Here is a 26,757-nt window from a genome sequence, read left to right on the forward strand (position 1 = left end):
TTGTGCAAGCGCGAGATGTCCGAGCTGACAGTTTCGTGAAAGCAGTTGGCCGGATTTGCTTGAAGCAACGAATTGCCATGCCGAGCGCGATGTCATCGACGACTGCGCAACTGCATGGTCCAGAAACGAAAAAGGGGCCAGTCCGGCCCCTTGATATTATTTTCTGCTAAAATGTCAGGCGTTGGCGGCCGCCACCGCGCGCTTGGCCATCACCGAGATCAGATTGGCGCGGTAGTCAGCCGAGGCGTGAAGGTCGCTCATCAGGCCCTTTGCCGATACTTTCAGTCCGTCGAGCGCCGCGGCCTCAAAGCTCTTTGTCAGCGCGGCCTCGACCTCCTTCGAGCGGAAGACGCCGTCCTCGCCGGCGCCGGTGACGGCGGCCCTCACTCCGTCCTTGCCCTTGGCGACGAACACACCGACGATCGCGTAGCGCGAGGCTGGGTTGCGGAATTTCTGGTAGGCCGCCTTGGCCGGCGCGGTGAAGGACACGGCGGTGATGATCTCGCCATCCTTCAGCGCCGTCTCGAACAGGCCCTTGAAGAACTTGTCCGCCGCGATCTCGCGCTTGTTGGTGACGATCGTAGCACCCAGCGCCAGCAGTGCCGCCGGATAATCGGCGGCCGGATCGTTGTTGGCGATCGAGCCGCCGATCGTGCCCTTGTGGCGCACCGCCGGATCGCCGATCAGCGATGCCATATGCGCGAGCGCCGGGCAGGCCTTCTTCAGCTTCTCGTCGGCCGAGACGTCGTAATGCGTCGTGGCGGCGCCAATAGTCACCGTCTTGCCCGAGACCTTGACGCCCTGCAGGTCTTTCAGCCGCGACACGTCGACCAGGTCGGAAGGCGCTGCCAGCCGCGTCTTCATGGCCGGGATCAGCGTCATGCCGCCGGAGAGCAGCTTGGCGTCCCCGGTCTTTAATTGCTTGGCGGCGTCGGCGACGGAGGAAGCGCGGTGATAGTTGACCGAATACATGTTCGTTCCTCCCTCAGTGCTTCTTCGCCCGGATCGCCGACCACACCGTCGACGGTGACGCCGGCATCGCGATGTCGACGATGCCCAGCGCATCGGTGATGGCGTTGATCACCGCCGGCGGCGAGCCGATGGCGCCGGCCTCGCCGCAGCCCTTGATGCCGAGCGGATTGCTCGGGCAAGGCGTGTTCGAGGTAGAGACCTTGAACGACGGCAGGTCGCCCGCGCGCGGCATGGTGTAATCCATGTAGCTTGCGGTGAGCAGTTGCCCGCCTCCGTCGTAATGCGCCCCTTCGAGCAGCGCCTGGCCGACGCCTTGCGCGATGCCGCCATGCACCTGCCCCTCGACGATCATCGGATTGATGATGTTGCCGAAATCGTCCGCGGCGACGAACTGGACGATCTCGGTGACGCCGGTCTCCGGATCGATCTCGACCTCGCAGATGTAGCAGCCGGCCGGGAAGGTGAAGTTCGCCGGATCGTAGAAGGCCGTTTCCTTCAGGCCCGGCTCCATGCCGGCCGGCAGATTGTGCGCGGTGTAGGCAGCAAGCGCCACCTGGAACCACGGTAGGCTCTTGTCGGTACCGGCGACCTTCACCTCGCCGTTCTCGATGACGATGTCGCCCTCGTCGGCTTCGAGCAGATGCGCGGCGATCTTCTTCGCCTTGGCCTCGACCTTGTCGAGCGCCTTGGAGACCGCCGACATGCCGACGGCGCCCGAACGCGAACCATAGGTGCCCATGCCCATCTGCACCTTGTCGGTGTCGCCATGCACGATCGACACTGAATCGATCGGCACGCCGAGGCGCTGGTTGACCAGTTGCGCAAAGGTCGTCTCATGGCCCTGGCCGTGGCTATGCGATCCGGTCAGGACCTCGATCGTGCCGACGGCGTTGACGCGCACCTCGGCCGATTCCCAAAGCCCGACGCCGGCGCCGAGCGAGCCGACCGCCGCCGACGGCGCGATGCCGCAGGCCTCGATATAGCAGCTCATGCCGATACCGCGCAGCTTGCCCTGCTTGCCGGCATCCGCTCGACGCTTGGTGAAGCCGGCATAGTCGGCCGCCTTCATCGCCGCGTCGAGCGAGGCGTTATAGTCGCCGGCGTCGTAGTTCATGATCACCGGCGTCTGATGCGGGAAGGATTTGATGAAGTTGCGGCGCCGAAGCTCTGCAGGCGAAACGCCGAGCTCGCGCGCGGCCGTCTCCATCGTGCGCTCCAGAAGGTATGTCGCTTCCGGCCGCCCTGCCCCGCGATAGGCATCGACTGGCGCGGTGTTGGTGTAGACCGTGCGCACATTGGCGTGGATCGCCGGGATGTCGTACTGGCCAGACAAGAGCGTCGCGTAGAGATAGGTCGGCACGCAGGACGAGAACAGCGACATATAGGCGCCGAGATTGGCTATCGTGTCGACCTTCAGCCCGATGATACGGTTGTCCCTGTCGAAGGCCATTTCCACCGTCGAGACATGGTCGCGGCCATGCGCGTCGGAGAGGAAGCTCTCGGTGCGGTCGGCCACCCATTTGACCGGGACGCCGGTCTTCTTCGAGGCCCACAGGCAGACGATCTCTTCCGGATAGATGTAGATCTTCGAGCCGAAGCCGCCGCCGACATCGGGCGCTATGACGCGCAGCTTGTTCTCCGGCGCGACATTGTAGAAGGCGCTCATCACCAGCCGCGCGACATGCGGGTTCTGCGACGTCGTCCAGCAGGTGTAGTGGTCCTCCGCCTTGTCGTAATGGCCGAGGGCGGCGCGCGGCTCCATGGCGTTCGGCACCAGCCGGTTGTTGACGATCTTCATACGCGTCACATGCGCAGCCGCCTTGATCGCGGCGTCGGTCGCCTTGGCGTCGCCGATCTCCCAGTCGAAGATCAAATTGTTGTCGGACTCGGCATGGATCTGCGGCGCGCCGGGCTGGATCGCCTTGGTGGCGTCGACGACGGCCTTCAATTCCTTATAGGTGATCTCGACCGCTTCCGCCGCGTCGCGCGCCTGGCCCTTGGTATCGGCGACCACGATGACGACCGCGTCGCCAACATAGCGCACCTTGTCGACCGCGAGCGGCGACCAGGCGCCCATCTTCATCGGCGAGCCGTCCTTGGAATGGATCATCCAGCCGCAGATCAGATTGCCGATGCCGTCGGCCTTGAGCTCCTTGCCGGTCAAGACGCCGATGACGCCCGGCATCGCCTGCGCCTTTTTGACATCGATCTTCTTGATCTCGGCATGCGCGTGCGGGCTGCGCACGAACACGGCATGCTTCATGCCGGGCACGGCCATGTCGTCGACATAGCGGCCGCCACCGGTGATGAACCTCTTGTCTTCCTTGCGCGCCACGCGGGCGCCGACGCCTTCGATACCCATGGAAAAATTCCTCCGGAATTTAGGGGAGTAGGGCAGTAGGGGAGTAAGGCAGTAGGGAAGATGGGCCTCGTTGCGCGGGTCTTTTCTGCCCTACTCCCTTACTCCCCTTTCTATGCTGCCTGCTTCGCCTTGCCCTTGGCGCCTTTCGACATCGTTTCCGATGCGGCCAGGATCGCCTTGACGATGTTGTGGTAGCCGGTGCAGCGGCAGATATTGCCTTCGAGCTCGGCGCGCACCGTCGGCTCGTCGAGGCCTTCCGGATGGCGCGCGATCATGTCGGTCGCGGTCATGATCATGCCCGGCGTGCAGAAGCCGCATTGCAGCCCGTGATGCTCCTTGAAGGCCGCCTGCACCGGATGCAGGTCGGCGCCGTTCGCCAGCCCTTCGATGGTGACGACGGTCGAGCCGGATGCCTGTATGGCAAGCATGGAGCAGGACTTCACCGCCCGGCCGTCGACATGCACGACGCAGGCGCCGCATTGCGAGGTATCGCAGCCGACATGCGTGCCGGTGAGGCCGAGATGTTCCCTGAGGAAATGCACCAGAAGCGTTCGGTCCTCGGCGCTCCCGCTGACCCGTTTCCCATTCACAGTCAACGACACGTCCGACATGCAACCTCCCTGGGTGTCAACCTTGGTTATCGCGTTGCCGATGCCGTGCCTGTGCTTCGGCAGTGCGTTATTCGCGTACCGTACAACGGCCAAAACAGCGCTGCCAGCGCTCGGCTCCTTGTACTTTCGGGTCATGGCCGGCACGCTGCCGAGCGCCATGCCCTGCCCATTGCCAAATCAGGGATTGAAGGCAAAGATGCCCTCGACGCGGGCGTGTCCGACACACAAAAGAACAGGCACGCACGACAAGCGTCGGAGGAATCGCGGAGGCGGCAGCTGGCCAGTTCGAGCACACGCTACGCATCGGGCCTTTCGGCGCTCACCACCGATGAGCCCGACGCGAATGCCTTTGCCCGGGCGGTCGCGGCCGAGGCGGCGATAGTCGACGCCGGCTTCGCGCTGCTGTTCTTCTCGCAAAGCCTGATCGACGCGTCGGCACTTGCGCAGGCGCTGAAGCAGCACGTGCCTTCGCTTGCCTATGCCGGCTGTTCGACCGCAGGCGAAATCACCCCGCACGGGCTTGAGGAAGGCCATCTGCTGGCCTTGCTCCTGCCCTCGGCATCGTTCTCGGCCGTCAGCATCATGGTCGAGGACCTGTCCTCGTCGGGCATGGACAAGATCACCGGCGAGGTCGCCGCCCTTCGGCGCCTGCTGCGCGCCCGCCTAGACCAAGACCGCGTCGGCCACGACCACGCCAAGGGCATTTTCGCGCTCTGCTTCATCGACGGCCTGTCTTACGCCGAGGAAGCGGTGACCTCGGCCATCCATTGGGGGCTGGACGACATTCCGCTGATCGGCGGCTCGGCCGGCGACGACCTGAAATTCGAGACGACCAGGCTGATCGCCAACGGCAAGGTGGCCTCCGACAGCGCCATCATCATGCTGATCGCGACGGAGATCCCGTTCCACGTCTTCAAGACCGACAATTTCATCCCGACGGACGAGAAGCTGGTGGTGACAGCCTCCGACCCCGATCACCGCATCGTGCGCGAATTCAACGCCACAAACGCGGCGGAAGAGTATGCCGCCTCGGTCGGGATCATGCCGCAGACGCTGACGCCGCTGAGCTTCGCCTCCCACCCCGTGGTCGTGAAGGTCGGCGGAGAATATTACTGCCGTTCGATCCAGCGCATGCATGCCGACGGGTCGCTATCCTTCTTTTGCGCCATCGACGACGGTGTCGTTTTGTCCATCGCCCAGCCGAAGAACATGGTGGAAGCGACCCGCGCCGCGCTTCGCGACGTCGAGCACAAGCTGGGCGGCATCGACATGATCCTCGGCTTCGACTGCGTGTTGCGCCGCCTCGATGCGCGCAACCGCCAGGTCTTTCGCGACATTTCCGAACTCTACCGGACCAACAACGTCATCGGCTTCGGCACCTATGGCGAGCAATATCGCTCGATGCATTTGAACCAGACTTTCACCGGCATCGCCTTCGGCGAGCGCCAGGCGGCCGAGTAAATCACCATGCCGCTGCGCGACATCAACGACCTCGACAGATTGAAGAAGATCAACGCCGCTTTGGTCGGCCGCGTCGAGCGCTCGATGGACCAGCAAGGCAACGCCTTCTCGCTGTTCCAGACCGCGATCTCGCTGGAGAATCGGGTGCGCAACCGCACCGAGGAATTGCACGCCACGCTGCGCCGGCTCGAACAGTCGAACATCGATCTCAGCGCGGCCAAGGAAACGGCCGAGCAGGCGAACCTCTCCAAGACGAGGTTCCTCGCCGCCGCCAGCCACGACGTGCTGCAGCCGCTCAACGCCGCGCATCTGTCGGTCTCGGCATTGGCCGAGGTGCAGACCAGCGAGGAAGGCAGCAAGCTGGTGCGTCAGGTCGAGCGTTCGCTGGAGACGATGGAAGACCTACTGCGCACGCTGCTCGACATCTCCAAGCTCGACGCCGGCGTGGTGCAGCCCGAGATCGGCGACGTCTGCCTCGAAGCGCTGTTTTCCTCACTGCGCTCGGACTTCCTGCCCGAAGCGGAAAAGAAGGGGCTGTCGCTGAAGTTCCGGCCGGTCCATGTGCTGGTGCGCTCCGACCGCACGCTGCTCAGGCGCATCCTGCAGAACATCCTGTCCAACGCGCTGCGCTACACACGCGCCGGCGGCGTGCTGGTCGGCACCAGGCATCGCGGCGACACCATCCGCATCGACGTCGCCGACACCGGCTGCGGCATCGCCGAGGACCAGCGCGAAGCGGTGTTCGAGGAGTTCCACCGCGGCGCCGCGACCCTTGCCGATGCCGGGCTTGCCGGCGGCGGGCTGGGGTTGGGGTTGGCAATCGTACGCCGCATGGCTGCGGCGCTCGGCCATCCGGTTACCTTCTCCTCCAGAGTCGGACGCGGCACCATCTTCCATATCGACGTGCCGGTCGGCATGGCGGCGGTCGAGCCGGTGGCGGCCATCGCCGACATGGATCGCCCGCGCGGCTACGGCCTGTTCGGCACCAAGGTTCTGCTAGTCGAAAACGATGCCGACGTACTCAGCGCCATGACCTCGCTGCTCGAACGCTGGCAATGCCATGTGCGCGCTGCGACCTCGACCGACGACGCGCTCGACCTCCTGGGCGACACGGACTGGGTGCCCGACATCGTCATCGCCGACCAGCATCTCGACGGCGGCGACCTCGGCACCGCGACCATCGCCGAGGTGCGCGACTATCTCGGCCGCCCGGTGCCGGCCCTGATCGTCACCGCGGACGGCTCCGAGCCGGTCGCCAAGGCCGCGCGGGCCGCAGGGATAGAACTGATGCGCAAGCCGCTGAAGCCGGCGCAGCTAAGGGCGTTGCTGGCGCATTTGCTGGCTTAGTCCCTTACGGTGACCAGGCGCGAGGTTGCCTCTGGGGCCGCCTTTTCATCCGGCAGCCAGATGCCGGAATACAGCAGCGCTCTGCGTCGCGCCTCATCGCAAATACGCCGGCTCCCCGCCCCTCAAAACACCATCTTCAGCCCCACATTGGTGTCGATGCTGGCTTTGTCGTTCACGGCCGTTCCGTTGACGGCGCCGTAGAGCGAGACGGTGTCGCTCATCTTCCAGTTGCCGCCGAGGCCGAAGCTGGGGCCGAAGAGGTTTGCGTCGCCTTCCGGCACGGTCGAGGCGATGCCGAGAAGGCTGACATCCGTGCCTGAGCCCTGCACGCGCTGCAGGGCGACGACGCCGAGGGTGGTGAAGAGGCTCCAGCGCTCGCTGTCGACTTCAAGCTTTGCCAGCGCACGCTCCTCCAGGAAGCCGCTATAGTGCGAGGAAACCGTCATGTCGGCGCTTGAGCCGGTTTCGCTGTAGCCTTGGGTGTCTACGCCGAGATAGCGGACACGCAATTGCGGCGTCAGGCTTACACCGGACGCCAGCGCGACACGATAGCCGACGGCCAGCTCAGGCGAGACGAAAGTCGAGCCGTATTCGCCGCTGGCCGCTTCGGTAGCGAGGCCGTTGGTGATAAGACGCTCGGACCGGTTGTCGGCATAGCCGCCGGTAAGATTGCCCTCGACAAAGGCGGCGCCCGGCGACCAGCTGCCATAGAGCCCGGCATAATACCATTTGGACTTGAGCGAGGAACCTCCGTCGTTCTCGGTGCGGCTGTCCGCCAGACCAAAGAAGCCGCCGAGGCGCAGTGCGTCCGAGAAGCGATGATCGCCACCGAAGGCAGCGCCGACGAAGTTCATCGAGGAGGCGCCACTGTCCGCGTCCTGCGAGGCGACGCTGCGCCCTGCCAGGACGCGCGACCAGACGATGTTGCCGGCGCCGTCGCCGACGGCGCCGTTCGAGAAGCCGGAGAACGGGTTTTCCTGGCCTGAGCCGGTTAGTGCCGCGGAGGTGAATCCGCGATCGACGGCATTGTCGTCGGCATAGGCGAGCGCACCCCGGAAGGAACTGGCGACCGGCAAGGAGGACGACGACAGCGAAAGCGCATCGCCGGCGAGGCCCGAGAGCGAGCGGGTGATGTCGAGCGCATCGCGCGCGCTGGCCTGCACCGCGGAACCATCGGCGACGATGATCTGGTTTCCCTTCACGACATAGGCGCTGCCGGCGGTGACGATCGTGTTGCCCGCGGCATTGTAATTGGCGACGTCGAGGACCCAGCTGCCAGGGCCGAAGCGGGTGGTGTTGCCGGTGGTGCGGTTGTAGTCGATCACGCCGTCGAAGCGCGCGCCTTTGCCGAGAGTAATACTATTGCCGTTGGTGCCAAGCAGGACCGCCTTGTAGTAGCCGGAGATCAGGCCCGTATTGGTCAGCGTAAGCGCGCCATATGCGTTGATGCCAAGCGTCCCGGCGATCGTTCCCGAATTGTCGATGGTCGCGGCGACCGCCGATGAGACGGCGTAGCCTCCTGTGATCGTTCCGCTGTTCGTCAACCGCAGGGATGCGCCGTCGAGTCCGCTGAAGGCGCCGACGCCAACGCCGGAGTAGGCCGCGCCGATGATGGTTCCGGTGTTGTCGATCGTCGTCGTGGCGACCTGTGCATTGACGCCGTAGCCGCCGGTGATCGTGCCGCTGTTGACCAACGCCAGGGAGCTCTTGGCGAGGGAGCTGTAGGCATAGACACCGGTGCCGACGCCAGCCGCGCCGGTTATCGTCCCTGAGTTATCGACGGTCGTCGTGGCGACCTGCGCATTGACGCCGAAGTAGCCGCCAGCGATCGCGCCGCTGTTGGCCACCGCCAGGGAGCTGTTGGCGAGGGAGTCGTAGGCAAAGACACCGGAGTCGCCTGTGCCGGCGATGGTCCCCGAATTGTCGACCGTCGTCGTGGCCACCTGCGTATTGACGCCGAAGTAGCCGCCAGCGATCGCGCCATTGTTCACCAACGCCAGGGTGCTCTTGGCGAGGGGGCTGTAGGCAAAGACACCGGAATCGCTTGTGCCGGCGATGGTCCCCGAATTGTCGACCATCGTCGTGGCCACCTGCGAGAAGGCGCCGTACTCGCCGGTGATCATGCCGCTGTTGGTCACCGTCAGAGATGCATCGGCGACCGCGTTTTCGGCAAAAATTCCGGCATTGTAGACGCCGGTGATGGTGCCCGAATTGTCGATCATCGTCGTGACAACTTGCGAATCGACACCGTACTCGCCGGTGATCGTGCCGCTGTTGCTATTGGTCAAAGCCAAGGACGCGTTGGCGGCCACGCTACCCGCGTAGACACCAGCGCCGCCCGTGCCGGTAACGCTTCCCGAATTGTCGATCGTTGTCGTGGCGACCTGCGAATTGACGCCGAACGTGGCGGTGATCGTGCCGCTGTTGGTCAACGTCAGAGAGGCGGCGGCATCGGTACTGTCGGCGAGGATGCCCCTGCCATAGACGCCGAAATTGTCGATGTTGCCCGAATTGGTGATCTTCGTGGTGACGCCGTGGGCCGCGACACCATCCCAATCGCCCGAATTGCCGACGGACTTGATCCAGCCCGAATTGTCGAGGGTCAGGTCACCGCCTGTCGAAATGGCCGCCGAGTAGCCCGAAATCGTGCCGGAATTGACGATGGTCGCTCTGACAGTGCTGAAACTGTTGGAGGCGGTATAGACCCCGATGTCGCCGCCGACCGTGCCGGTGTTGGTCAAGCTGAAAGAGCCTACCGGAGTGTTTCTTACGTAGACTTCCGCGTGGATGCCATAGCCGCTGTCGCTCCAGATCAGCCCCGAATTCGTGATCATTGTGGTGCCGCCCCAGGCCCTGACAGCCGTGCTGTAGGTCGATGGGTCGGTGTCCGTGACGATGCTGCCCGAATTGTCGAGGGTCAGGTCGCCGATGGCCCTGAGGGCGAAGTAGCCACCCGAGATCGTGCCGGAATTGGTCGCCTTCACCGTGTAGCCGTCGATGCCGAATGACTGCCCCGCCATGACGCCGGTGTTCGTCAGGTCAAGGTAATGGTCCCCATCAAGGGCGTAGATGCCTTCGATCCTGCCATCGTTGACGATCGTGGTGATACCGCCGGAGCCCGCATTTATGGCTCCTCTCGATCCAAAGATGGTGGCGCCCAAGCGATTGGTGAGGGTCAGCGTTCCTTGCAACCTGATTGCCGAGAAGGAGCTGCTGATCGAGCCGGCATTGTCGATCGTGGTGGTGTCGGTGCTCGCCGTATCCCCAACGCCGCCGATCGTGCCCGTATTGGTATTTGTCAGATCGACGACGCCGCTCGTGGTGACGAAGCAGATCGCCGATGCATTGGTGTAGGTCTGGTTGCTGAGGGACAGCTGGGGGCAACTGGCTCGCGCCACCGCGGGCACGGAAAGAAGCGCAAGGCTCGATGCGGAGGCGAGGAGAAACGGCTTGATCTGCACGGGGCGGGTCTCGGGAGCTGGAATCCGCCCCACCCTTGCCATGGATCCGTTGCGCAATCTTCTCGTTCGGCGGAACTACATGCGACTATTTTTGGGACGACTTTTCGACCGGAACCCGCCACCCAAACTACGATGAAGGTGTACTTGTTTCAGCACCACCAGGTCTAGCGACGTTCAAAACCCCGCCTGATCCCTGAACAGTTCCGCATTGTCCAGTTTCGACACCTCGATCACCGCTTGCGTCCTGCTATAGACGTTGAGCTTGCGCAGGATCTCCGAGACATGCGCCTTGACCGTGGTTTCGCCGACCTGCAGCTCATAGGCGATCTGCTTGTTGAGCATGCCCTGGCGCAGCATCTGCAGCACCCTGAGCTGCTGCGGCGTCAGCTTGGCCAGGCGCTGCACCATGTCGGCGCGGTCGGTGCTGTCGGGGTCGGGCGGCTGGCCCTCGTAATTTTCCGGCACATAGACCGCGCCGTCCATCACCGAGCGGATGGCGGCGGCGAGGTCGCTCTTGCGCGCCGATTTCGGGATGAAGCCGGCCGCACCATAGGACAGCGCCTCGGAGATGATTTTTGGTTCCTCATAGCCCGACACGATCACCACCGGCAGGCGCGGATAGCGGGTCCTGAGCTGCAGCAGCCCTTCGAAACCGTGCACGTCGGGCATGCTGAGATCAAGCAGCGCCAGGTCGAACGGTTTTGTGCCGGAAAGCAGCTCCAGCGCTTCCGCGATCGAGCGCGCCTCGACCGTGTCGACATCAGGATAGGCCATCTGCACGGCGCTGTGCAGCGCCTCGCGGAACAGCGGGTGATCATCGATGATCAGGAAGCGGGCGCGATCGCTGGGGGCGGTCATGACATCGGTTCGGTTTCTTGTGGCCAGAGGATAGTCTTCCGACCATCTCCAGATTATTGGCAAATAGTCTATCGGCCAATGACGAATAGCGCTGCCGCCAGACGACAGGGCCATGTTTTTGCGGGCCTTGCCCAGCCGCCGAAATCGGTCGAAGGTGCGGGCGCATTCATATCTTAAAGCAGAGACCAAGATGACAGACTACGTCCTTCCGCCGCCGGCCATCGCCTCGGTCGCCATTGCCGGCTCGGCGGAGCGCTTTGCCGTGCGCCGCATCTTCTGCGTCGGCCGCAATTACGCGGCGCATACGCGCGAGCTCGGCAATGACGAGCGCGACCCGCCCTTCTTCTTCACCAAGCCCGCCGATGCGGTGGTCGATAGCGGCACGGAGATCCCCTACCCGGCTTTGACCGCGAACCTGCACCACGAGATCGAGCTGGTCGTCGCCATCGGCAAACCCGGCTTCCGCATTGCGCGTGAAGATGCAATGTCGCACATCTGGGGTTACGGCGTCGGCGTCGACCTCACCCGCCGCGACCTGCAGGACCAGGCCAAGAAAGCCGCGCGGCCCTGGGACTGGTCGAAGGCCTTCGATCAGTCCGCGCCCTGCGGCCCGCTGGTGCCTGCCGCGAAGTCCGGCCACCCCGACAAGGGCCGCATCTGGCTCGCCGTCAATGGTGAGGTGAAACAGGACGGTGACCTTGCCGAGCTGATCTGGCCGGTCGCCGATGTCGTCGCGATCTGCAGCGAAGCAGTCGAGCTTAAGGCCGGCGACCTGATCTTCACCGGCACGCCGGCCGGCGTCGGCGCGGTCCAGGCGGGCCAAAAAATCACCGGCGGCGTTGACGGCATCGGCGCCATCGAGGTCACCATAGGTCAGCCGAGGCGATGAGCGACCTCGTCCTGCACAATTACTACCGCTCCTCCACCTCCTACCGGGTGCGGATCGCGCTGGCGATGAAGGGGCTGGACTACAGCTATGTCCCGCACCATCTGCGCCACGGCGAGCATCTCGAGCCCGCCTATCTCGCGGTCAATCCGCAAGGGCTGGTGCCGGCGCTGGTGCTCGACGACGGCAGGCTTTTGACCCAGTCGCTGGCGATCATCGAATATCTCGACGAGATCGCCCCCAAGCCGCCGCTGCTGCCCGAAGACGCACTCGGCCGCGCCCGCGTCCGCATGCTGGCGCAGATGATCGCCTGCGACATCCACCCGGTCAACAATCTGCGCGTGCTGACCTCTTTGCGGACGCTGTTCGGCGCCGGCGACGCCGATGTCGTCAATTGGTTCCGGCACTGGGTGAACGAAGGCTTCCAGCCGCTTGAGAAGATTCTAGCTTCGTCCCCCGAGACAGGCGCCTTCTGCCATGGCGACGAGCCGGGCCTTGCCGACATCTGCCTGACAGCCCAGGTCACCAACAACGCCCGTTTCGGCGTCGACATGGCGCCCTACCCGGTGATTTCGCGCATTCACGCCGCCTGCATGGCGCTGCCGGCGTTCCAGAAGGCGGCGCCGCAGAATCAGATAGACGCGGAGTGAGTCAGGGCAAAGCATGGTGAGGAGCTGCCGATGAAAGCCGTTGTCTTCGAGAAATTCGGCGAAGCGCCGACCATCCAGACCGTGCCCGACCCGAAGCCAGCCGCCGACGGCGTCGTCATCAAGGTCGAGGCGACGGGGCTTTGCCGCAGCGACTGGCATGGCTGGATGGGCCATGATGACGGCATCACGCTTCCGCATGTGCCCGGCCACGAGCTGGCGGGCGTGGTCGTCGCCGCCGGCAAGCAGGTGAGCCGCTGGAAGGCCGGCGACCGCGTCACCGTGCCGTTCGCCGTCGGCTGCGGCCGCTGCTTCGAATGCACATCCGGCAACCACCAGGTCTGCGAGCACCAGACGCAGCCGGGCTTCACCGGCTGGGGTTCGTTCGCCGAATATGTCGGCATCGAACATGCCGACACCAATCTCGTGCGCCTGCCCGAAGAGATGGAATTCGCCACCGCCGCAAGCCTCGGCTGCCGTTTCGTCACCTCCTTCCGCGCCATCGTCGACCAGGGCCGGGTGACGCCCGGCGAATGGGTGGCGGTGCATGGCTGCGGCGGCGTCGGCCTGTCGGCGATCATGATCGCCAGCGCCATGGGCGCCAATGTGATCGCTATCGACCTCACCTACGAGAAGCTGGATTTTGCCAGGAAGATCGGCGCGGTGGCGACGATCAACGCCTCGACGACGCCAAACGTGGTCAAGGCGGTCAAGCAGATCACCAATGGCGGCGCGCATATGTCGATGGATGCGCTCGGACACCCGACCACCTCGTTCAACTCGATCTCGAACCTGCGCCGGCGCGGCCGCCACGTTCAGGTCGGGCTGATGCTGGGCGAGCACGCTCGCCCGCAAGTGCCGATGGACAAGGTGATCGCCTTCGAACTCGAAATTCTAGGCAGCCACGGCATGCAGGCCTACCGCTATTCCGCGATGATGGAGATGATCCGCACCGGCAAGCTGAAGCCGGAGTTGCTGGTCGGCAAGAGGATCAGTCTTGAGGAAGCGCCGGCGGCGCTTGTGGCGATGGGCGGGTTCGAGGGGATTGGCATCGGGGTGGTGACGAAGTTTTAGGGACGCTCTGGACAAGCGCAAACGTTTGCGGTTAAACGTCTAGAACATAAAGGGAACACACACAATCCACCGAGCGGCGGGGACAATGAGATTTCTGCTGGCCTTGTTTCTGACAATCATTGTGAACTGCGTCGCCCACGCAGAGAACACGACCCCGCCGGAACAATCGACAGAGAGCGGCTCGACGCCGGAGGTTCTCAATCCACCCGAACCAGATGCGCTGCGTTTCGAAGATTTTCCGGCAAAAGTTTTTCAGAAAAAGGCCGCCAAGAACATCCGGCTTTGGCCGCAAGACGATTGGGTGAAGGAGTTAAAGGCGGATATTCTTGAGGACATGAAGCGTGGCGCCGATTTCGCCGGCCATTACTCGATGGTCATGGTTGGATGTGGCACCGCGTGTATCGGTGTGAGAATGGTTGACCTGCGAAACGGGGAAGTTTTTGAGTTTCCTGAGAGCGGTCAGTATCAGCTCGACCTCGACTATTCTGTCAAAAGCCGGCTGATGAAAACAATGTGGATCGACGGAACCGTTTGCGTCAGCCAATCCTATGAATGGGCGGGGCGGTCTTTCAAAAAGCTTTCGGAGCGGCGCACGGAATTAGGCGATCAATCAGAGCTGTGCAGCTTCAACCCTCAACCGCCTCCAGACGTCACGCCGACCTGGGATCCAGTTAACGGTTGGCGACCTTGATCGCCAAAACTACCGCGCGAACTTCTTCGCGCCGAACACGCAGGCCACGACGCCCAGCGTGACGACCACCATCATCGGGCTGACCTTTTCGTGCAGCAGGCTCGCCGCCAGCGCCAGGCCGAAGAAGGGTTGCAGCAATTGCAACTGCCCGACGGCCGCGATGCCGCCTTGCGCGAGGCCGCGGTACCAGAAGATGAAGCCGATCAGCATGCTGAACAGCGAGACGTAAGCCAGGCCGATCCAGGCGCCGGAACCGACATTGGCGAGTGTCGGCGGCAACGTGGCAAAGCTCAGCACCAGCATGACCGGCAGCGACAGCACCAGCGCCCAGCAGATTACCTGCCAGCCGCCGAGCCGGCGCGACAGGGCGGCGCCCTCGGCATAGCCCAGACCGCAGACGATGATGGCGCCCAGCATCAGGCCGTCGCCGAGCGGCGATGCGGTAACGCCTTGCGACAGGGCAAAGCCGGCGACCAGCGCGCTGCCGATTGAGGAGAACAGCCAGAAGGCCGGACGCGGACGGTCGCCGCCGCGCAGCACGCCGAAGATCGCAGTAGCCAGCGGCAGCAGGCCGACGAAGATGATCGAATGCGCCGTGGTGACATGCTTCAGCGCCAGCGCCGTCAGCAGCGGAAAGCCGACGACCACGCCGAGCGCCACGACCACCAGCGAGATCAGATCGCCGCGCTCCGGACGTTTCTGGCGGAACACGAGCAGCATCGCCAGGCCGAGCAGTCCGGCGATCGCTGCGCGGGCCGCCGTCAGGAATGTCGGATCGAAATCCGCCACCGCCACATGCGTCGCCGGCAGCGAGCCGCTGAAGATCAGCACACCGAGGAATCCGTTCAGCCAGCCGTTCGCCGTCTTGTCCATTCGAGGCTCCGTCGTTTGAGCCTCTATCGGATGAGTCCGCTGGCTTCGCCAGAGACAATGGAGTACAATTCAGCAAAACTGTAATGGTCATGCGAGCAATACGGATGACGGACATTGGTCTTGAAAATGACGGTGCGCGCACGCTGGTCGAAAGCGTGATGGCGACGATCCGCCAGCGCATCGCGGCGCGCGCGCTGACGCCCGGCGCCAGACTGCCGTCGATCCGGGCGCTTGCCAAATCGCTGCAAGTCTCGAAATCGACGGTGGTCGAAGCCTATGAGCGGCTTGCCGCGGAAGGCACGATCCGCTCGCGGCCGGGCTCCGGCTTCTACGCCGCCGGCCAGCTTGCACCGCTGTCGCTGGCCGAGATCGGCCCGCGCCTCGACCGCGAGGTCGATCCGCTCTGGGTCTCCAGGCAATCGCTGGAGGCCGGCGAGGAGATGCTGAAGCCAGGCTGCGGCTGGCTGCCGGCCTCCTGGATGCCGCAGGCCGCCTTGCGCCGAGCGCTGCGCAGCGCGGCCCGCGCCGACGACGCAGCGCTCGCCGATTACGGCACGCCGCTCGGCCTGCCCCCGCTGCGCCAATTGCTGGCGCGCCGCATGGCCGATCACGGCATCGAGGTCTCGCCCGACCGGATCATGCTGACCGATTGCGGCACCCAGGCGATCGATCTCCTGTGCCGTTTCCTGCTCGAACCCGGCGATGCGGTGCTGGTCGACGATCCCTGCTATTTCAATTTCCATGCGCTGCTGCGCGCCCATCAAGCCAAGGTGGTCGGCGTGCCTTACACGCCCTCGGGACCGGATATCGAGCGCTTCGCCGAGGCGCTGGCCGAACACCGGCCGCGCCTCTACATCACCAATTCCGGCATCCACAACCCAACCGGCGCGATCCTGTCGCCGGTCGTCGCGCATCGGCTGCTAAAACTCGCCGACCAGGCCGGGCTCACCATCGTCGAGGACGACATTTTTGCCGATTTCGAGCACAGCCCTGCCCCGCGCCTCGCAGCCTTCGACGGGCTGCAGCGCGTCGTCCATATCGGCTCGTTCTCCAAGACGCTGTCGGCTTCGGTGCGCTGCGGCTTCATCGCGGCGCCTCGCGACTGGATGGAAGGCCTGACCGACCTCAAGATCGCCACGACTTTCGGCGGCGCGCGCCTGTCCGCCGAACTGGTGCTGATGCTGCTGAAGGACGGCAGCTACCGCAAGCATGTCGAACAGTTGCGCGTCCGGCTCGCGCGCGCCATGGCCGAAACGGCGAGCCGGTTGAAAGCGATGGGCATCATGCCCTGGATCGATCAGCCGGCCGGCATGTTCCTGTGGTGCCGCCTGCCCGACGGCATCGACGCCGCCGAAATCGCCCGCCGCGCGCTCTCGGACAATGTCGTGCTGGCGCCCGGCAATGCCTTCAGCCTGTCGCACAGCGCCGGCCGCTTCATGCGCTTCAACGTCGCCCAATGCGCGGACGAGCGGGTTTTCAGAGTTCTTGAGAAGGCGATGGCTGATTGTCTTCGGAAAGCCGCTTAGATGGCCTGATCAGTCGATGAACCGACGCCGCCAGGTCTGTCGAGATTCGGGTCAGGCCGAGTCGAGAACGGTGGCTTCCGAGAACCGGAGCGGAGCGTACTTTTCGTACGTGAGCACCGGAAGCGCAGGAAATCACCGTTTGCAGACCGGCCTCACCTGAATATCGGCGGACCTAGCCGGTGCGTTTGCGGCGCTCATACATCATCACCAGCGTTTCGGCAGTCAGCGCCGGCTTCTGTTCGCCTTCGATCTCGACCGTGTTCTCCGCCTTCATCAGATACTGGCCCGGGCCGCGATCCTCCATGGACAGCAGCGTCGTGCGCAGCCGGATGCGCGCGCCGACCCTGACCGGCGCCAGGAAGCGCACCTTGTCGAAACCGTAATTGAAGGCTGCTTGCGTGTTTTCCGGCACGATGCCCATTTCGAGCGCCAGCGCTCCGATGATCGACAAGGTCAGATAGCCATGCGCGATGGTAGTGCGGAACGGACTCTGCCGTCTGGCGCGCACGGGGTCGACATGGATCCATTGATGGTCGCCCGTGCATTCGGCAAACTGGTCGATGCGCCGCTGGTCGACAACCGTCCAGTCGGACACGCCAAGCTCCTGCCCGGCCATGGTGCGCAACTGTTCGAAGGTCGGCGGCGTTTTCGGCCGTGTTTCCGTCATTCCTGCTTTCCCGTCACTCCTGCCCGTCTCCCGACCACGAAGCGCCGGCCTCTGTCAATTCGCGGGCTCGTTATTTTCGCCGGTAGAGTTGATGCTTTTACGGCAGGCCAAGAACGCGCCGCCCCGGAGGCCGGTTGCATTCGAGTTGGGTCCGAGTTTACAGCCGGGAACGCCGGAAACCCTATTTCTTGTCGTAGCCAGCGCGGATTTCCGCCATCGCATCCCTGATGCGGTCGCGCAGGATCTCGATCGATTCGGTGCCGGATTTACGGGCCAGATCAGCCACTTCGCTGGTGGTCTTCACAGCCGTCTCGAATGATCTTCTGGCGAACTCTGCCTGCCTGGTCAGGAAATCCTGCGGACTGGCCGGTGCCTGGTAGTTATGGGCCATCTGCGTGATTTCGCGCATTGCCTGCTGGATCACTTCGCTTTGCTTCGACATGACGGCGGACGCTCCGGCAGCGCTTGCCCTGGCGGACTTCTCCAGCGCCTCGAGGTTCTTGCGATGGTGGTCGAGGAACGCCTGGACATCGACATTCGGCAGCTTCAGGTCGCGGCCGAACCTGCTGAACATGTCTAGGAAATGGTCGGATTCCGGTTGTTTTGCCATGCTCTGCCTCCCTGCCAGCCGCCACGCGGCCTCCTGTGAGGAGAATAGTGCGCGTTGGGCGTGCGTCAATTGACCAGAAACAACCGCTCCGCCGTGTAGAGCACGAGGCCGGCAAGGCCGCCGATGATCATGCCGTTGAAGCGGATATATTGCAGGTCCTTGCCGATGTTCATCTCGATCAGCCGCGTCAGTTGCGCCAGATCCCAGCGCTTGACCTGGTCGGCGATGAATTTCGACACGCCGCTCTTCTGGCTCTCGACGAAGGAGGCCAGCGCCACCACGAAACCCTGGTTCATATCGGCCCTGATCTGGGCGTCATCGGCCAGATGCCGGCCGACCTCGACGAACATATTGGCGAGATGCGCGCGGATCATCGAGTTCTCCGCATTGGCGTCCTCTTCGATGAACAGCCGCAGGCTTGCCCAGGCGTCGCCGGCCAGCGTCCTCACCTCGGGCCGGTCAAGGAAATCGCGCTTCAGCTTCTCGGCGCGTCTTGCATATTGCTTGGAATTCCTGAGCCGCTCGATGAATCCAACCGCGAAGCGGTCGAATTCGACTCGCATCGGATGCCCTGGATCGGCGCGCACTTCCTCGAGCAGGGATCCGGCCGAGGCGACGATCTTCTTCAACAGGTAGGCATCGGCGCGGAACAGGTTGAACAGCGACGGCAGTTCCTCGCGGATCTTCTCGCGCATCGTTTCCAGCGCCTGCTCGTCATTCAGGAACCGCCCGACCACCCGGGTGAACTCGTCGAACAGTTTCTGGTGGCGGCGGTCGTCGGTCAGCGCCGACAACAAGTCGGCGGCCAGCGGCGCCAGCGGCACCTTCTCGATCTGCTCCAGCATGCGGCTGGTGACGAAGTCGCGCAGCCCGGACTGTTCCACGGCGGCAAGCGTCTGCGGCACCAGCCGGGCGACGAATCGCGACAGGCCGGCGGCGCGCTCGGCATCGGCCAGCCAGTCGGCGACCAGCGCGGCGAAATCGACCTCTGCGAGCTTTTCGCGCACCGGCTCCGGCGCCAGGAAATTCCCCTCGATGAAGCGGCCGAGGTTGTCGGCGATGCGGTGCTGGTTCTCTGGAATGATGGCGGTATGCGGGATCGGCAGGCCGAGCGGCCGCCTGAACAGAGCAACCACGGCATACCAGTCGGCGAGGCCGCCTATGGTCGCGGCTTCCGCAAAGGCGGCGACAAAGCCGAGCCACGGATAGGCACCCTGGAAGGATTTCGCCAACGCGAACACCAGAACGCAAAGGCAAAGCGCTGCGCCCGCGATAAACTTGACGCGCCGCAGGGCCGAGAGCTTGGCCTGCGCATCGGCGTCGAATCGGACCGCCGTCACGGCCGTGGCGGATTGTGACATGGACGGGCCGCTCCTCATTGTCATCGCGATTTATCTAGGCGCTGCCTTGCCGGATTGCTCATGATCAGGCAATGACGCGGCTTCATCGGCCTGGGCACGAAAAGTTGACGAGAAAATTCAGCTATTGTGCCGCGCTAGTCTGGAATTGTTCCAAACTATAGGCCATATTCGCCGCACGCTAATGTTTCGCGAGGATACCATGCGGCTTACCCGCCAGACCAACTACGCGATGCGCATCCTGATGTATTGCGCCGCCAACACAGAACGGTTGAGCCGCATTCCGGAAATCGCTGCCGCCTACTCCGTGTCGGAACTCTTCCTGTTCAAGATCCTGCAGCCGCTTGTCGAGGCCGGCCTGGTCGAGACCGTGCGCGGCCGCAATGGCGGTGTGCGGCTTGGCCGCCCGGCCGAGCAGATCAATTTGTTCGATGTCGTGCGCGTGACCGAAGAAAGCTTCGCCATGGCCGAATGCTTCGAGAACGACGCCGCCGAATGCCCGCTGGTCGACAGCTGCGCGCTGAATTCGGCGCTGCGCGAAGCGCTCAACGCCTTCTTCGCCGTGCTGTCCCGCTACACGATCGCCGACATGGTCGCCGCGCGGCCGAACGTCCGCCATCTGCTCGGCATCGACCTTCTCGAGCAGCGCGCCCCGGCGGCGTGATATCGGCCTAGCAGTTTGATTCTGTTGATGTCTCGGCGCTTGACGTCGCCCATGACTTCGTCATTCTAGGGCGGAGCAAGGAGCGCAGCGACGCAGCGCAGACCCTAGAATCCATTCCGTGACGTTCGAGCGCCGCGGCGATGCAGAGCGAGCGGCGTCGGCACCAGCGTCCGTTCTGGATCGCCGCATTTTTGTTCGATGTAACGGAATGGATCCTCGGGTCTGCGCGTCCGCTTCGCTCCCGCTCCGCCCGTGGATGACGAAGGACGGGGGACCGTCCTCGCCTGCAGCCTAAGCAGCTGATTGCGGCAGCACGAACGGCACGCTTCCTTCGGGCAGCGCGCCGACCTTGAGCCGGCAGTCGAACACTGTCTCGATCAACTCGTCATTCAGCACATCCCGAGGTGCCCCGGCGGCGGCCAGTTGGCCACGCAAGAGCACGAAAATGCGATCGGCATACATGGCCGTCAGATTGAGGTCGTGAAGGATCGCCACCACGCCGCCGCCGCGCCGGGCGAAATCGCGGGCGATGTTCATGATGATGAGCTGGTGTTTCACGTCGAGGCTGGAGACCGGCTCGTCGAGGAAGAGATAGCGCGGCCTGCCTTCCAGCACCGGCGCCCACACCTGGCAAAGCACCCGGGCAAGCTGCACGCGCTGCTGCTCGCCGCCCGAAAGTTCCTGGTAGAAGCGGCCGGCAAAGCCATCGAGATCGACACGCGCCAGCGCCCGCTCCGGCAGGCGTCGGTCCTCGCCGGGCAGCACGCCGGAGCGCCCGCCGATCAACCCGAGCCGGACGATCTCGCGCACGGTGAAAGGAAACGACAGCGACGTCGATTGCGGCAGCACCGCGCGCTGCGTTGCCGCCTCCACCGGCTTCATCGCCGACAAATCGCGGCCATTGAGCGTAACGGTTCCAGTATAGGAAAGCTCGCCGGTCAACGCCTTGAGCAAGGTCGTCTTGCCGGAACCGTTCGGGCCGACAATCGCCGAAATCTCACCGGGACGGGCAGTGAAATCGACATGCGAAACGATGCGTTTGCCACCAATCGCCACCGAAATGTCGCGCGCTTCGATCATCGGGACCTCACAGATCAACGATGCCGCGCCTGCGCAGCAGTATCCACAGGAAGAACGGCGCGCCGGCGACCGCGGTGACGATGCCGATCGGCAGTTCGGCCGGCGCCACGATGGTGCGGGCGACCGCATCCGCCAGCAAAAGCATTGAAGCCCCCAGCAGGGCCGAAGCCGGCAGCAGATAGCGGTTGTCGGGACCGATCGCGAGCCGCAGGATATGCGGCACGACGATGCCGATGAAGCCGATGCCGCCGCTGACCGCGACCGAAGCGCCGACCGCCGCCGATACGCCGACGATGGCTATGTACTTCAACCGCTGCACCGGAATGCCGAGATGCCCGGCGGTCGCTTCGCCCAGTGCCAGCGCGTTGAGGCCGCGCGACAGGAACGGCATCGCCGACAGCGCCAGCACGATGACCGGACCGACGGTGCCGACCTTCTGCCATGTCGCGCCGGCAAGCGAGCCGAGTTGCCAGAAGGTCAGGTCGCGCAATTGCCGGTCGTCGGCCATGAAGATGAAAATGCCGGTGAGCGCCATGGCAAGGGCGCTGATGGCGATGCCGGCAAGCAGCATCGTTGCGACCGATGTCTGGCCCTGACGCGTCGCGATGGCATAGAGCAGGAAGGTCACCGCGAGGCCGCCGAAGAAGGCCGCCAGCGGTAGCGCAAGCGTGCCGAGCGCCAACGTGACCGGCGCAAGCCAGGTCGCGCCGAGCACGATGATCGCCACCGCGCCGAGGCTCGAGCCGGCGGAAACGCCGATCAGGCCGGGATCGGCAAGCGGATTGCGGAACAGCCCCTGCATGACCGCGCCGCAGACCGCAAGTGCCGCGCCGATAAGCACGCCGAGCAGGACGCGCGGCATGCGGATGTCATAGACGATCAGTTGGTCGCGGGCGGCAAGTGCGGCATCAGCCGGCGCACCGCCCATGAACCAGTCGCGGAGGACGAGAACGGCCGAGGCATCGGAAGCTCCCGACGTCAGCGACAGGAAGACCGATAGCGCCAGCGCAAGGCAAAGCAGCAGGATCACGAACCGTGCCCGTATCGAGCGGTCGCCTTCGGCGGCCATCACCCCGCCCGCGGCACCGAAAATGGACTGTTCGGCCATCGCCGCTCAGTCCGTGACCTGGTTGCCGTAGAGCGACACCGCAAGATCGTGGATGGCCTCGGCCGTGCGGGGGCCGAAGCCGAGCAGATAGCCTCCGTCCATGACGATTGCCTTGCGGGCGGTGCCCGCGGGCGTCGAGGCGATCGCCGGATTGGCGAACAGTTCATCCTGAGAGATCACCCGGCCGGCATTCTTCATGGTCAGGATGACGTCAGGCTTGGCAGTGGCGATCGCCTCGTCCGTCATCGACTTGTACCCGGAGAAGCCCTCGACCGCGTTGACCGCGCCGGCGAGCTTGATGATGCCCTCGGCGGCAGTATCGCTGCCCGCAGCGAGGATCTTACCGCCCTGCGTCGACAGCACGAACAGGATGCGCTTGCGTTCCTTGATCGACGCCGTCTGCTTTTCAGCGGCGGTCAGCTTCGCATCCATCTCCGATGCGAGCTTCTCTGCCTTGGCGTCGACCCCGAGCGCCTTGCCGACGACACGGATCTTTTCGAGTATGCCTCCATGGCTGTAGTGCTCGGGCACCTCGATGAAGGGCACGCTTGATTTCTTGAGCACGTCGACCGCTTCGCGCGGGCCGCTGCCATGCAGCGCAAGAATTCCTGTCGGATTGACCGACAGAACGCCTTCCGGCGACAGCGCACGCATATAGCCGACATCGGGAAGCTTCAGCGCGGCTTGCGGGTAGTTGCTGGTCGAATCGCGGGCGACGAGATGGCCTTCCTCGCCGAGCGCATAGACGATCTCGGTGATCGAGCCGCCGATCGAGGCTATCCGCGAGGCATCTGAAAAGACAGCCGTTCCCTCATTGGCCCCTGCAGGCAGCGTCGTGAACGCCAGCAGAACGCCGAACAGCGGCGCACGCGCCGGGCGAAAAATGAATGAAACTAGCATTGGATTCTACCTTATGCGGCGGTCGGGCTGGGGATGCGGGGCAGGTTCTCGGCGAGAAACCGCCAATCCTCGCGCTCGCCTTCGCCTTCATGGCGCTTGCCGAAGAACTGGATGATCATACCGCCTTTAGTGTCATAGGCCTCGAGCGAGGTGACATGGCCGTCCTTGGTCGGCTTGCGCACCGCCCAGACCTCATGGATGTGATCGGTCCGCAGATGCAGGTGGAAAGTCTCGTCGAGCACATTGATCCACGGCCCCATCGGCTTGACCGATTTGATCGGGCCCGAATGGATCTGGATGCAACCGCGATTGCCGACGAAGCACATGATCGGCATCTCGCCTTCGGCCGCGTGGTGGAACATGGCGCTCACGGCGTCCCTGTCTAGCAGCCAGGCATAGTCCTGGCCGACCATGCGCACCGCCTCGCGGCGGCTGAGCTTCAGCGTCTTCAGCATGCCGAAGAACTGATGCACATCAGTCATGCGGCTCCAGCGGTCGCGCAGATCGTCGGTCGTCGCCGCCGACCCTTGAGCCTCGCCCTCGCCTTCCGCGGCGCCTGGGAGGATCGCGACGGTCGGTTCCTGGTTCGACGATTCGAGGCTCGCCACCAGTTTCTGATAGGCGTAGAGGTTCGACGCCGGCCGCAGATGCACCTTGTGCACCGCTTCGCCCGCCGCGTCGAAGAACTGCAGGCTGCGGCGTATCTCGCCGTCGTCGCGCTTCTCGACGGCAAAGCCATGCGCCCAGACCTTCGGGAAGATCCGGAGGTCTATGTTTTCGCCAAGCACCATGGCGTTGTGATTGCCGGTGACGACCTTGTCGTAGACGCCGATCTTTTCATGCACGGCGCTTTCGTTGCGGGTCAGCGCCATCACCTCGCCGACCGCCTCGAGGCCGGTCAAAAGGTCGTTGACGCGCGGCTCGACCCTCACCGCGCTGATGCCGCACTGCGCCGCGACCAGTTCCGCTTCCGAGATGCCCAGTTGCGCCGAGAAATCGCGCTCCCGCATTTTCGGATTTTCTTCTCGCGCCCGCCGGATTTCCTCCGGCGACGGCTTAACGCGCTGGTCCATGTCGTTCACCTGTTATGCCTGATCTCTGCTCGCCTGCCCCGCCGATCCTCACTTGTTGAGGATCAGCTTGCCCTGGCGGGTAATCTTCAGCCGGTAGAGCGCGCCGTGATGCTCGATGCCGATCTCGTGCTCGCCCTGGAACAGCGTGTTGCTGGACAGCGTCCTTACCGCCAGCGGCACCCGTTCATAGCGCATCTGGGTGTCTTCCGGACGGCGGACGCGATAGCGGAAATCGTTGGGATTGTGCGTGTTCATCGGGTCGGTCCCTTTCCTCTGACGGCCACCGTGGCCGCAGCCTCGTAAAATGCCGATTCATTTCTTGACTAGAATGATCATGTTTACTAGTCAGTGCATTACCGGACTAAATGAGTCAACATTTAAGACGCCGGACATGATCAAAAATGCGAGCGAGCCCCTCGGCCAGCCAGCTGCGAGCCTGGAAATTTGGAGTTGGGGCTATGGGGTTAAGGACACGGGGGACTGCCGTCCTGCTGAGCGGGGCGGCACTTTCGGCTATGATGGCGGGCGGCGCTGCGCATGCGCAGCAGGCGACAACCGATAAGACGACACAGCAGGAGCAAGGTACGCTGCTCGATCGTATCCTCGTCACCACGGGGAAGGGAACCAACCCGGAAGACGTGCCGGCCAGCGTCAGCAAGATCGATAAGAAGCAGCTCGATACTTTCGGACGCGACAAAATCGACGACGTTCTGCGTTCAACGCCGGGCACCTTCACGAGCACGAACCCGCAGCAACCGGGTGTCGCCGTCAATATCCGCGGCTTCGAGGGCTCTGGCCGTGTCAATTCGATGATCGACGGGGTGCGGCAGAATTTCCGCTTCACCGGTCATGAGGCGGCTGGCTTCACCTATGTCGATCCGAACTTCCTGGCCGGCATCGACATTGCGCGCGGTGCAGTTTCGACAGCCGGCGGCGGCGGTCTCGCAGGTTCCGTCAATTTCAGGACCATCGGCGTCGATGACGTTGTGCGCGAGGGACAGACCTATGGCCTGCTCGGCCGGATGCAGGGCGCCTCCAACGGCGGCGGGTTCAACGGCATGACGGCCGCAGGCATGAAGAACGGTTCTGTGGGGATCGTCGGCGGCCTCGGTTGGCACAATTCCAACGATTACAAGAACGGCGACGGCGTTACCGTTCCCTATACCGGCCAGGAGCTGAAATCCGGCCTGGCAAAAGTCGATTTCGGCCTTGGCGAGGACCAGCAGCTGTCTCTCGGCGGCATCATCTATCACAACGATTTTCTGGCCAACTCCTACTTCCAGACCATCAACAACCGTACAGTCACGGCGAACTATCGCTACGACCCATCGGGCAATGACCTCGTTCACCTGAGGGTCAACGGCTATTACAACAGCCTCGACATGGACTACTCCACCAACGCAAGCGGTGGAGGCTCGGCCGCCGGCCGCAACATCAACGACAAAGGCGCCGGCTTCGACGTATCCAACACGTCGCTCTTCAACTGGGGCAATGTCGCCGTTCAATCCGTTTACGGCGTGGAATACTTCCATGACGACGTGACTTCCACGAAAGGCGGCGTCAATCCCGCGAGCGGCACGAGCTGGACCGGCGGCGTGTTCACCGAGAATACGTTCCGCTATGGCAATTTCGACCTCATCGGCGGTCTCCGCTACGACTTCTATGGCCTGAACGGCAGCGCCAACGCCGGGCCTACCTCGATCGGCCAATACACTGTCGACCAATCCAAGGGTTATCTCGATCCGAAAATCACGCTCGCCTACAATCCGGTCGACTGGCTCCAGCCCTACATTACATACTCGCGCACGATGCGGGCGCCGACGCTTCAGGAAACCATGGTCGGCGGCGATCACCCAGGCGGCACATCGGTGTCGTTCGAACCCAACCCATCGCTGATGCCGGAAACCCAGCAGGGCTGGGAAATCGGCCTCAATCTCAAGCGCGACAGCGTGCTGACCGCTGGAGATGCGCTGCGGGTAAAGCTCGACTACTTCGACATGACTGTCGAAGATTATATTGCGGCCCGCTACAATCCCGCCGTTGGCCCGTTCGGCCGGTTCCAGTTTATGAACATACCCGGCACCACGCACCAGCGGGGCGCCGAATTGTCGGCGAACTATGACGTCGGATACGCCTTCGCCGGCTTGTCCTACACCCACACCGAAACGGATCTGCCAAGTGAACAGCCTGGTCTGGGCGCGCTGAGCTACCTGCCAGACGACATCCTCGCGCTCACGCTCGGCGCCCGCTTCATCGAGGAGAAGCTCACGGTCGGCACCCGTATCAACTACGTGTCCAACGGCTGGACCAATGTCGGCAATGGAACGGACTCCGCCTCCACGCCGATCAATGTTCAGACAGACGGCTATACGCTTGTGGATTTGTTCGCGAACTACAAATTCAACGACAACGTAGACCTCTCTTTCAAGGTTACGAACCTGTTCAACAAGCAGTATACGCCTGCTCTCACCACCTACGGTTCTGGCCAGGGCCGGACGTTCTATGCTTCGACCCAGTACCAGTTCTGA

At 63.6% G+C, this 26,757-nt stretch carries 24 protein-coding genes; 9 read left to right on the top strand and 15 right to left on the bottom strand.

Features of this window, described 5'->3' with window-relative positions; all coding sequences use genetic code 11:
- Window positions 1–174: 174 nt before the first annotated feature.
- The 3 genes from FJ988_RS05890 to FJ988_RS05900 form a co-directional block, all read right to left on the bottom strand.
- Window positions 175–972, bottom strand: a complete 798-nt coding sequence (locus FJ988_RS05890) for a xanthine dehydrogenase family protein subunit M (protein ID WP_140815811.1) — start codon at window positions 970–972, stop codon at window positions 175–177.
- 13 nt (window positions 973–985) lie between these two features.
- The gene (locus tag FJ988_RS05895; RefSeq protein ID WP_140815812.1) at window positions 986–3,334 is read right to left on the bottom strand and encodes a xanthine dehydrogenase family protein molybdopterin-binding subunit; all 2,349 of its coding nucleotides are present in this window, start codon (window positions 3,332–3,334) and stop codon (window positions 986–988) included.
- 110 nt (window positions 3,335–3,444) lie between these two features.
- Window positions 3,445–3,945, bottom strand: a complete 501-nt coding sequence (locus FJ988_RS05900) for a (2Fe-2S)-binding protein (protein WP_140815813.1) — start codon at window positions 3,943–3,945, stop codon at window positions 3,445–3,447.
- A 213-nt stretch (window positions 3,946–4,158) separates the two neighbouring features.
- Here FJ988_RS05900 and FJ988_RS05905 point away from each other — a divergent pair, with 213 nt between their 5' ends.
- Both FJ988_RS05905 and FJ988_RS05910 read left to right on the top strand, forming a co-directional pair.
- Window positions 4,159–5,406 carry an FIST N-terminal domain-containing protein gene (locus FJ988_RS05905; protein ID WP_140815814.1) on the top strand — a complete coding sequence of 416 codons (1,248 nt, stop codon included), beginning with the start codon at window positions 4,159–4,161 and terminating at the stop codon, window positions 5,404–5,406.
- A 6-nt stretch (window positions 5,407–5,412) separates the two neighbouring features.
- Window positions 5,413–6,753, top strand: a complete 1,341-nt coding sequence (locus FJ988_RS05910) for a hybrid sensor histidine kinase/response regulator (RefSeq protein ID WP_140815815.1) — start codon at window positions 5,413–5,415, stop codon at window positions 6,751–6,753.
- Between the two features lie 122 nt (window positions 6,754–6,875).
- Here the strand turns inward: FJ988_RS05910 and FJ988_RS05915 are convergent, their stop codons facing one another.
- Complete coding sequence (locus tag FJ988_RS05915) at window positions 6,876–10,214, bottom strand: autotransporter outer membrane beta-barrel domain-containing protein (RefSeq protein ID WP_181183428.1); 3,339 nt, start codon at window positions 10,212–10,214, stop codon at window positions 6,876–6,878.
- 174 nt (window positions 10,215–10,388) lie between these two features.
- Complete coding sequence (locus FJ988_RS05920; RefSeq protein ID WP_140815817.1) at window positions 10,389–11,072, bottom strand: response regulator transcription factor; 684 nt, start codon at window positions 11,070–11,072, stop codon at window positions 10,389–10,391.
- 190 nt (window positions 11,073–11,262) lie between these two features.
- On the opposite strand from FJ988_RS05920, the gene FJ988_RS05925 reads away from it, so the two are divergent.
- From FJ988_RS05925 to FJ988_RS05935, 3 genes are read left to right on the top strand one after another with little or no spacing between them, the layout of a single operon-like run.
- Window positions 11,263–11,961: a fumarylacetoacetate hydrolase family protein gene (locus tag FJ988_RS05925; protein ID WP_140815818.1), complete on the top strand. Its 699-nt coding sequence runs from the start codon at window positions 11,263–11,265 to the stop codon at window positions 11,959–11,961.
- On the top strand, window positions 11,958–12,608 hold the full coding sequence (gene maiA, locus FJ988_RS05930; RefSeq protein ID WP_140815819.1) for a maleylacetoacetate isomerase: 651 nt from the start codon (window positions 11,958–11,960) through the stop codon (window positions 12,606–12,608). The genes FJ988_RS05925 and maiA overlap by 4 nt, the downstream gene beginning before the upstream one ends.
- A 30-nt stretch (window positions 12,609–12,638) precedes the next feature.
- Window positions 12,639–13,679, top strand: coding sequence for a zinc-dependent alcohol dehydrogenase family protein (locus tag FJ988_RS05935; protein ID WP_140815820.1), 1,041 nt, complete (start codon window positions 12,639–12,641; stop codon window positions 13,677–13,679).
- Between the two features lie 31 nt (window positions 13,680–13,710).
- Here the strand turns inward: FJ988_RS05935 and FJ988_RS31540 are convergent, their stop codons facing one another.
- On the bottom strand, window positions 13,711–13,971 hold the full coding sequence (locus tag FJ988_RS31540; RefSeq protein ID WP_181183429.1) for an FAD-dependent monooxygenase: 261 nt from the start codon (window positions 13,969–13,971) through the stop codon (window positions 13,711–13,713).
- A gap of 9 nt (window positions 13,972–13,980) precedes the next feature.
- Here FJ988_RS31540 and FJ988_RS31545 point away from each other — a divergent pair, with 9 nt between their 5' ends.
- Entirely contained in the window at window positions 13,981–14,370 is a 390-nt protein-coding gene (locus tag FJ988_RS31545) for a hypothetical protein (protein ID WP_181183430.1), read from the top strand.
- A 9-nt stretch (window positions 14,371–14,379) separates the two neighbouring features.
- On the opposite strand, the gene FJ988_RS05945 is transcribed toward FJ988_RS31545, so the two are convergent.
- Entirely contained in the window at window positions 14,380–15,243 is an 864-nt protein-coding gene (locus FJ988_RS05945; protein WP_140815821.1) for a DMT family transporter, read from the bottom strand.
- A 104-nt stretch (window positions 15,244–15,347) separates the two neighbouring features.
- Here FJ988_RS05945 and FJ988_RS05950 point away from each other — a divergent pair, with 104 nt between their 5' ends.
- Window positions 15,348–16,769 carry a PLP-dependent aminotransferase family protein gene (locus FJ988_RS05950; RefSeq protein WP_140815822.1) on the top strand — a complete coding sequence of 474 codons (1,422 nt, stop codon included), beginning with the start codon at window positions 15,348–15,350 and terminating at the stop codon, window positions 16,767–16,769.
- Between the two features lie 172 nt (window positions 16,770–16,941).
- Here FJ988_RS05950 and FJ988_RS05955 read toward each other — a convergent pair whose 3' ends face one another.
- The 3 genes from FJ988_RS05955 to FJ988_RS05965 form a co-directional block, all read right to left on the bottom strand.
- Window positions 16,942–17,436: a MaoC family dehydratase gene (locus FJ988_RS05955; RefSeq protein WP_140815823.1), complete on the bottom strand. Its 495-nt coding sequence runs from the start codon at window positions 17,434–17,436 to the stop codon at window positions 16,942–16,944.
- Between the two features lie 181 nt (window positions 17,437–17,617).
- Window positions 17,618–18,046: a phasin family protein gene (locus FJ988_RS05960; RefSeq protein WP_140815824.1), complete on the bottom strand. Its 429-nt coding sequence runs from the start codon at window positions 18,044–18,046 to the stop codon at window positions 17,618–17,620.
- A 65-nt stretch (window positions 18,047–18,111) separates the two neighbouring features.
- Entirely contained in the window at window positions 18,112–19,407 is a 1,296-nt protein-coding gene (locus FJ988_RS05965; RefSeq protein WP_140815825.1) for a DUF445 domain-containing protein, read from the bottom strand.
- A 199-nt stretch (window positions 19,408–19,606) separates the two neighbouring features.
- On the opposite strand from FJ988_RS05965, the gene rirA reads away from it, so the two are divergent.
- Entirely contained in the window at window positions 19,607–20,068 is a 462-nt protein-coding gene (gene rirA / locus FJ988_RS05970) for an iron-responsive transcriptional regulator RirA (protein WP_140815826.1), read from the top strand.
- 291 nt (window positions 20,069–20,359) lie between these two features.
- Here rirA and FJ988_RS05975 read toward each other — a convergent pair whose 3' ends face one another.
- The 5 genes from FJ988_RS05975 to hemP are packed head-to-tail and all read right to left on the bottom strand — an operon-like array spanning window position 20,360 to window position 24,484.
- The gene (locus tag FJ988_RS05975) at window positions 20,360–21,148 is read right to left on the bottom strand and encodes a heme ABC transporter ATP-binding protein (protein WP_140815827.1); all 789 of its coding nucleotides are present in this window, start codon (window positions 21,146–21,148) and stop codon (window positions 20,360–20,362) included.
- A 7-nt stretch (window positions 21,149–21,155) separates the two neighbouring features.
- Complete coding sequence (locus FJ988_RS05980; RefSeq protein WP_140815828.1) at window positions 21,156–22,256, bottom strand: iron ABC transporter permease; 1,101 nt, start codon at window positions 22,254–22,256, stop codon at window positions 21,156–21,158.
- A 6-nt stretch (window positions 22,257–22,262) separates the two neighbouring features.
- Window positions 22,263–23,156, bottom strand: coding sequence for a hemin ABC transporter substrate-binding protein (locus tag FJ988_RS05985; protein ID WP_140815829.1), 894 nt, complete (start codon window positions 23,154–23,156; stop codon window positions 22,263–22,265).
- Window positions 23,157–23,167: 11 nt separating this feature from the next.
- Window positions 23,168–24,229, bottom strand: coding sequence for a hemin-degrading factor (locus FJ988_RS05990; protein ID WP_140815830.1), 1,062 nt, complete (start codon window positions 24,227–24,229; stop codon window positions 23,168–23,170).
- A gap of 48 nt (window positions 24,230–24,277) precedes the next feature.
- Window positions 24,278–24,484: a hemin uptake protein HemP gene (gene hemP, locus FJ988_RS05995; protein WP_040981784.1), complete on the bottom strand. Its 207-nt coding sequence runs from the start codon at window positions 24,482–24,484 to the stop codon at window positions 24,278–24,280.
- A 260-nt stretch (window positions 24,485–24,744) separates the two neighbouring features.
- Here hemP and FJ988_RS06000 point away from each other — a divergent pair, with 260 nt between their 5' ends.
- Window positions 24,745–26,757, top strand: coding sequence for a TonB-dependent receptor domain-containing protein (locus FJ988_RS06000; RefSeq protein ID WP_246688441.1), 2,013 nt, complete (start codon window positions 24,745–24,747; stop codon window positions 26,755–26,757).

The organism is Mesorhizobium sp. CU3 (genome assembly GCF_006442965.1).
Lineage (GTDB): Bacteria > Pseudomonadota > Alphaproteobacteria > Rhizobiales > Rhizobiaceae > Mesorhizobium.